Origin of the sequence: Cupriavidus sp. UYPR2.512 (assembly GCF_000379565.1) — a bacterium.
Taxonomy (GTDB): domain Bacteria; phylum Pseudomonadota; class Gammaproteobacteria; order Burkholderiales; family Burkholderiaceae; genus Cupriavidus.
This window is the reverse complement of sequence record NZ_KB902911.1, coordinates 1-6,306: the sequence shown is the minus strand read 5'-3', so window position 1 is coordinate 6,306 and position 6,306 is coordinate 1. Positions and strand designations below refer to the sequence as shown.

Annotated in this window: 5 protein-coding genes; 4 read left to right on the top strand and 1 reads right to left on the bottom strand. The window is 57.1% G+C overall.

Going from position 1 to position 6,306, the window contains the following annotated elements:
• A partial coding sequence (locus A3A5_RS45620) for a helix-turn-helix domain-containing protein (RefSeq protein ID WP_018310556.1) occupies positions 1 to 169 on the bottom strand: 169 nt, incomplete at its 3' end.
• Between the two features lie 198 nt (positions 170 to 367).
• Here A3A5_RS45620 and A3A5_RS38185 point away from each other — a divergent pair.
• The 4 genes from A3A5_RS38185 to A3A5_RS44015 all read left to right on the top strand — a co-directional run bounded on the left by A3A5_RS38185 (position 368) and on the right by A3A5_RS44015 (position 5,850).
• The gene (locus tag A3A5_RS38185) at positions 368 to 1,525 is read left to right on the top strand and encodes an AAA family ATPase (RefSeq protein ID WP_051108508.1); all 1,158 of its coding nucleotides are present in this window, start codon (positions 368 to 370) and stop codon (positions 1,523 to 1,525) included.
• A gap of 9 nt (positions 1,526 to 1,534) precedes the next feature.
• Positions 1,535 to 2,395: an HNH endonuclease gene (locus A3A5_RS38180; RefSeq protein WP_018310554.1), complete on the top strand. Its 861-nt coding sequence runs from the start codon at positions 1,535 to 1,537 to the stop codon at positions 2,393 to 2,395.
• 97 nt (positions 2,396 to 2,492) lie between these two features.
• On the top strand, positions 2,493 to 4,367 hold the full coding sequence (locus tag A3A5_RS41165) for a DEAD/DEAH box helicase (protein ID WP_051108507.1): 1,875 nt from the start codon (positions 2,493 to 2,495) through the stop codon (positions 4,365 to 4,367).
• Entirely contained in the window at positions 4,351 to 5,850 is a 1,500-nt protein-coding gene (locus tag A3A5_RS44015) for a hypothetical protein (protein WP_035812261.1), read from the top strand. Before A3A5_RS41165 ends, A3A5_RS44015 begins: the two co-directional genes overlap by 17 nt.
• Positions 5,851 to 6,306 lie beyond the last annotated feature (456 nt).

Genomic DNA, 6,306 nt, shown 5'->3' with positions numbered 1-6,306 from the left:
GCCAACGCGAGACCTGCACGCGTCCGACTCCCAACTGCTCGGCGATGTCCTTGTTCTGCATTCCGTTGGCGGCCAGCAGCACAATGCGCGCGCGCTGCGCCAGCCTCACGCTCGTGAGCTTCGACCGAACCAGCCTCGTCAAATTGGTTCGCTCCTCGTCGGTCAACATGATCTCGGGGGCAACTCGCACTCACTCTCTCCACGCTGTGTCGCAGTGTGGGCATTGGAGACGCCGAATTCATATAAGTTCNATCAAGAACAGAACGCTACACTAGGGTCAGTACCTGATAACTATGGTCAGGTTGTCCTGCGAGGACTATGCGACTGTGCCTATGACTTGGAAGTGTTGGCCAGGCACCAGCACGAAATGGTGATGATCCAGTCGCTATTGCGGTCCGTCCATGAAGCGAACGTTCGCAATCGACTACACCGCTTGGCGCACGGCGATGCCGTTCTGACACGATTCGAGTTCGATTTCACACTGCCGGTGACGCCGGCGAACGACGGTCCGCCAGCACCGCCGACGACGATGAGTTTCCTTGTCGAACCACATTCGGAGCCTCCGACAAATCTGCACGTGCTCGTCGGTAGGAATGGTGCCGGGAAAACCCGATGCATTCAGAGCCTGATCAACACTCTTCTCGAACGGCCGACTGAGAAGGCGCCTCTTGGAACGCTCCGCCGTCTAGGTCAAAACCAACAAGAGTGGACTTTCGCTGGACTTGTATCCGTCTCGTTCAGTGCCTTCGATGATTTCCTGGCACCATCGGCGCAGGAATTAAGAATCGAAGCTGCGTTCGTTGGCCTGCGCCATCAGCGTCAGATTAACGGCCAAGTGATTGACGGGATTAAAGGGCCGGCTGCTCTCGCTAAAGACTTTGTTAAGAGCCTGGAGCGCTGTCGGACGGAGCCACGGCGAACTCGATGGCTTCGAGCCGTCGGGACTTTGGCGACCGACCCGCTATTTGCGGAAGCTGGTGTCCAACGGCTTGTCGAGCTTACCGGTGAGAACTGGACCGATACTGCGGAGCATTTTTTTGGCCGCCTGAGTTCGGGTCATGCCATAGTTCTCCTTACGACCACGCGTCTTGTGGAATTGGTTGATGAACGCACGCTAGTCGTCCTTGACGAACCGGAAGGACACCTGCATCCGCCGCTGCTTTCGGCATTTGTGCGCGCCATAGCCGATCTGCTCGTAGCCCGCAACGGGGTTGCACTGATCGCCACACATTCGCCCGTTGTATTGCAAGAGGTGCCGAAACGATGCGTATGGATGCTGCGTCGGACGTTGATGCGATCGACCGTCGAGCGCCCGTCAATGGAGACGTTCGGCGAAAGCGCAGGTGTCCTGACTCGCGAGGTGTTTGGACTGGAAGTGACAAACGCGGGCTTCCATCAACTGGTCAGTACAGTCGCTAGCGTACCTGGACAGACCTATGACGGAGTAGAGCAGCATTTTTCCGGGCAGTTGGGGTCTGAGGCTATGGCGCTAGCCCGCAGCTTGGTGACGAAGCGTGCGGAGTGAGTTGCAGCAATGAAGCGACTCAATCCTCCGACGTTCACCGCCGCTAAAGCGGTGGAAGCTTGTGCATCCGGCATTAGTATTGTCGAGCGCGCTCAGGCGCTGCGCGATGCGGTTCCCGTCATCGTGGCGTCCGAGGCTCAGTATCAGGAGTTAGGGCCGCTTGGGCAGTTGTTCTCAATGGAGCAATCCGAGCAGGTGACCGAGGCGATCAATGCAGAATTGATGGGCGTGATCTACAAATCCCACTTCGCTCGCGGCGGCTCGCCGTCTCGGCCGCTCTACGAGCAGATTCGCATGGCTCCCGAGCACGGCCTTTGCCCCTTGTGCGGCCAGCGGGTGGTGGCTACGGTCGATCACTACCTGCCACAGTCGCGCTATCCCAAACTAAACCTAACGCCTGTCAATCTCGTCCCGGCCTGCTCCGACTGCAACAAGCGAAAGCTGGCCAGTGCTCCGGCGCAGGCGGAGGAGCAAACACTCCACCCGTACTTCGACAACCTCGGTGACGAGCGCTGGTTGGTCGCAGCCATCGAGGCCTCGACGCCGCCCACTGTGTCATTTTTCGTCCAGGCATCGAGTGAGTGGGATGCCGTGCTTACGGCGCGTGTACGCAGACACTTCGAGGTAATGGGCCTTGCCCCGCTTTATGCGGCCCAGGCCGCCAGCGAGATGGCTGATATTTCCTACGCGCTTGAGGAGGTCGGGCAGGCGGCAGGACCAACCGGCATACGCGCCCATCTAGATGCCCAGTTTCGGTCTCGACATGCGCGTGATCGGAACTCATGGAAGACGGCTCTGTACGAGGGACTGCGCGATTCGGCCTGGTTCTGTGGGGAGGGCTATCACCTGATCCGGCATCGCGTGGTGTAGTCGCCGATGCGCAGTTGTTTCTGTGACAGTGCACGAGGACATTCGCCTCGCACTTTTCAAGCGGGCGCCGGGGAGGCGACGCGAGAGCAATGTCAAAATGGAACTCGATTTTTCGACGGCGGGGGAATGCATGGATGATCTGTTTGCGCACGAGGTAGAACTCGTCGTCCCGAACCTGGTCGATCTGCTCGACCGATCTGACGGCAATGTGATCAAACGGCTGCGCTCGGCGCGGCAGCGTTTGACGGTCAAGTTGTCCCCGCTACAGCGAAGCGCAGGGTTTAGCGGATTCAGCCCGGACTTTGGTTCATTCGCGGTCGTGGATCGTAAGACCAATTCGTCGTACGGGAACGCCAGTGTCCTCAAAGTTGACGATGCCTCGAACGTCGAGGCAGTCATGCGAGGGGAAGCTAAATGGCTGCTACCACGGGCGCGTCAGGCGAAGGGCATGGAGACCGCGCAGATCGCTGATATCGAACGCACTTTGGCATCTTGGGAGGATGCCCTAGATCTGCGCGCCGAACGTTACGATGGGGAGGAGCGCCTCATTCGCGCAGGCATGCGCTTGCCGCAGGTTGGTGCAGTCAGGGCCGTGCTTGCGCATTGGAGCGTGAGCCGGGCCGCCGTGACGGTCGTCCTGCCTACAGGGACCGGCAAGACGGAGACCATGCTTGCGCTGCTGGTTATGGCATTAATACGGAGACTACTGGTTATTGTCCCGTCGGATGCGCTTCGGACGCAGGTGACAGAAAAGTTCTTGACCCTGGGCATGCTTAGGCAGACTCAATGCCTTGCCCACAGTGCGCTATTGCCAACCGTTGCCATGCTCAAACGCGCGCCGAAGACGACAGAGGAGTTCGCTCGCTTTCTCGACTCTGCACAAATCGTAGTCACAACAATGGATCTGGTCGCCGAGCTGTCTTCGGACATGCAGGAGCGTGCGGCGGAATGGGCGACACACCTTTTTGTCGATGAAGCGCATCACATTGCTGCTGCCACCTGGCGCGCGTTTAAGCAACAGTTCAGCAAGAAGACTGTTCTGCAGTTCACCGCGACGCCCTACCGCAACGACGGTAGGCGCGTGGACGGACGACATATCTATTCCTATCCCCTAAGGCAAGCCCAGCGTGATGGGCTCTTCAAGTCGATCAACTATATTCCCGTGATGGGCCTGGATCGAGATGATGCCGACGATCAGATCATCACGCATGTGGGGCAGGTATTACGGCGCGACCGTGCCAAGGGTTGGGCTCATTTAGTGATGGCGCGAGTGGGAACGATTGAAGCAGCAAAAGCCTTGCATCAAAAGTATCAGGTCAGGCTGAGCGAGTTTTCCCCGCAGATGATACATAGCAATATGGGCGTGATAGCTCGCCGGGAAGCTTTGCGTAAGCTCCGTGCGGGCGAGGCTGCAATCATTGTATGCGTCAACATGCTCGGAGAGGGTTTCGATCTGCCGGAGTTGAAGATCGCCGCGCTGCATGACAAGCACAAGAGCGAGGCCATCACGCTTCAGTTCGTTGGACGGTTTACTCGAACCCGCGCAGATTTGGGCGCCGCGACCGTGATTGCTAACGTGGCCATGGACGATGTCAATGAGCGCTTGAAAGCCCTGTATGCGGAGGATGCCGACTGGAATCATCTCCTAAATGTAGTTGGCTACCAGAAGACCTTCGACGCCAAGCGCCGCGAAGACATCGTGACGGGTCTGCTGACACCTCCCGAAAACTTCCATGTCGAAAACCTCCAGCCGCGAATGAGTACCATCGTCTATCGCACAGACTGCGAAGAATGGTGCGTTGAGGATATCGACGATGCTATTGGCAGTAATGCCACGATTGCCGATGGCGAGCGTAAATCCCGCAGAACGTCTTCTGATCTTCGTGACTCGCGACGAGGAAGCCTTGCCCTGGACGAACGTGAAGTTTCCAAGGAACGTCCAGTACAACCTCGTCATGGCCTACTGGAATGAGGAGCAGCAACTTCTGTTCATTAATACGTCGCGCAAGAAGGACCTGCACATGCCACTGGCCAGCAAGCTGACCGGCGGCACGGCGTCCCGACTTGGAGGGGATTCGGTATTTCGAGCGCTGGACGGTTTTGAGAGATTGATGCTGTCGAACCTTGGACTAAGCGAGGCTCAGCGAAAGCCCGTGCGCTACTCCATGTTCATGGGCGTCGATATCGCCGATCAACTCAATGCCTATGCCGGTAACCGCACAAAGACGCTCAACAATCTGTTCGGACAGGGTTTTGTGGATCTAGAGGACGTCGACGAGGACGGCGAAACGCGGGATTCCACTCGAACGCGTGCCACGCTGGGCTGTTCCATCAAGGGAAAAATTTGGTCGCAGAACACGACCAATAATCCGGCCGAATGGATGCGGTGGTGCGACCGGCTTGGGAAAAAGCTTTTGGATGAACGCATCACGACCGAACGAATCCTCAGGAATCTTGTTAAGGCGGTGGCGCAGGAAAGGTTGCCAGAGGGCAGGATTCCATTGGCGATGGACTGGCCGGAGGACGTGCTGTTCGAGCGCGAGGATCGCATCGCGCTGGTGGCTGGCGATACCGCCGAGCCGTTTCAAGATTGCGAGATTTCCTTGGAGGACTTCACTTGTGCCGGCGGCATCCATTTCCGGATCGGCAGTGATCGCATAGCTACCACGTATCGCTTCACAATCGAGGGCGGTGCGCCTAGGTTCTTTCAGTCCACAGGACCTACGCTGGCGATCCGGCGCGGCAAGAAGGAACAGGCCTTGCTGGAAGGGTTCCTCGAGAGCCCACCGCACGTCTACATGGCTGATGGTGACATGCTAGTCGGCTCGGCCTTGTTCATCGTGCCACCGCGCGACGAAGTACCGGTTTTCGATCTAAAGCGCATAGCCACCGATGGCTGGGAAGGTGTGAACATCCGATCGGAATCACAGGGCTTGGAAAAAAAGCCCGATTCAATCCAGCGCCGGGTAATTGAACGCCTGCTCGAAGATCCGTGGGATATCGTCTTTGACGATGACGGCGCAGGGGAAATTGCGGACGTGGTCGCAATTAAGCTGGAAGGAAACCGCTTGCGCATTCATCTCTATCATTGCAAGTATTCCTCCAAGGCGAAACCCGCAGCACGCATTGAGGATCTCTATGAGATTTGCGGACAGGCGCAGAAATCGGTTCGCTGGGCGGAACAACTGGGCGATTTTCTCAAACGCCTACAGCGGCGGGAAGCCGGTCGGCTAAAGGCGAATAAGGCCTCCCGGTTTGAGCGGGGGGGATTGCCGTTGCTCGTGACCTGGATCAACCGATGGCAGCAGTTGCGTCCTGACTATGCCATGACGCTAGTGCAACCCGGCTACTCAAAAAATGACGCTGAACCGGCGCACTTGGAAGTTCTTGCCGCGACACAATCATATCTCACGGATACCTACCGAATACCAATGTACGCGTGGTTCAACGAGTAGGGCATTGAGCAGCATAAACGCGTGATCCATGGGGCGGCAACAATGCAAGCCACTTCAGCGAAAGACAAGGGCGTGAACCGAATCTGGCGATTTGAAAGCCTGAAGCTGTTCCTTCTGAAAGTACTTTAATGGATGTTAATTTACTAGATGCATTATGATAAATTCGCAATCAAAAATTATTTGGCCGCCGACACGTAACGCTGCCGATCCGTATATCGNTCTCGAAGAACTCGATAGTCCCACTGTCAATTCATGGGTTTTCGCTCAGACAGCCCGTACTATGGAAATGTACGGACGCACGTCAGCCGCCGACGTGCTAACTAAGGAACGTGCTCGAAATAACTTCCCGCTATGCGGCGTTCCGTGAGCGGATGCTGTAGTTCCACGCAGGCAAGGTTGAGTCGTACTCGATGTTCAGTGAAGCACGGACGCAACGAGTGACTGTCCGTCCGGCTT

Excerpts from the sequence above, each read along its gene's own strand:
- A3A5_RS38185 (WP_051108508.1), top strand. The coding sequence starts at position 368 with ATGGTGATGATCCAGTCGCTATTGCGGTCCGTCCATGAAGCGAACGTT.
- A3A5_RS38180 (WP_018310554.1), top strand. The coding sequence starts at position 1,535 with ATGAAGCGACTCAATCCTCCGACGTTCACCGCCGCTAAAGCGGTGGAA.
- A3A5_RS41165 (WP_051108507.1), top strand. The coding sequence starts at position 2,493 with ATGGAACTCGATTTTTCGACGGCGGGGGAATGCATGGATGATCTGTTT.
- A3A5_RS44015 (WP_035812261.1), top strand. The coding sequence starts at position 4,351 with ATGGCCTACTGGAATGAGGAGCAGCAACTTCTGTTCATTAATACGTCG.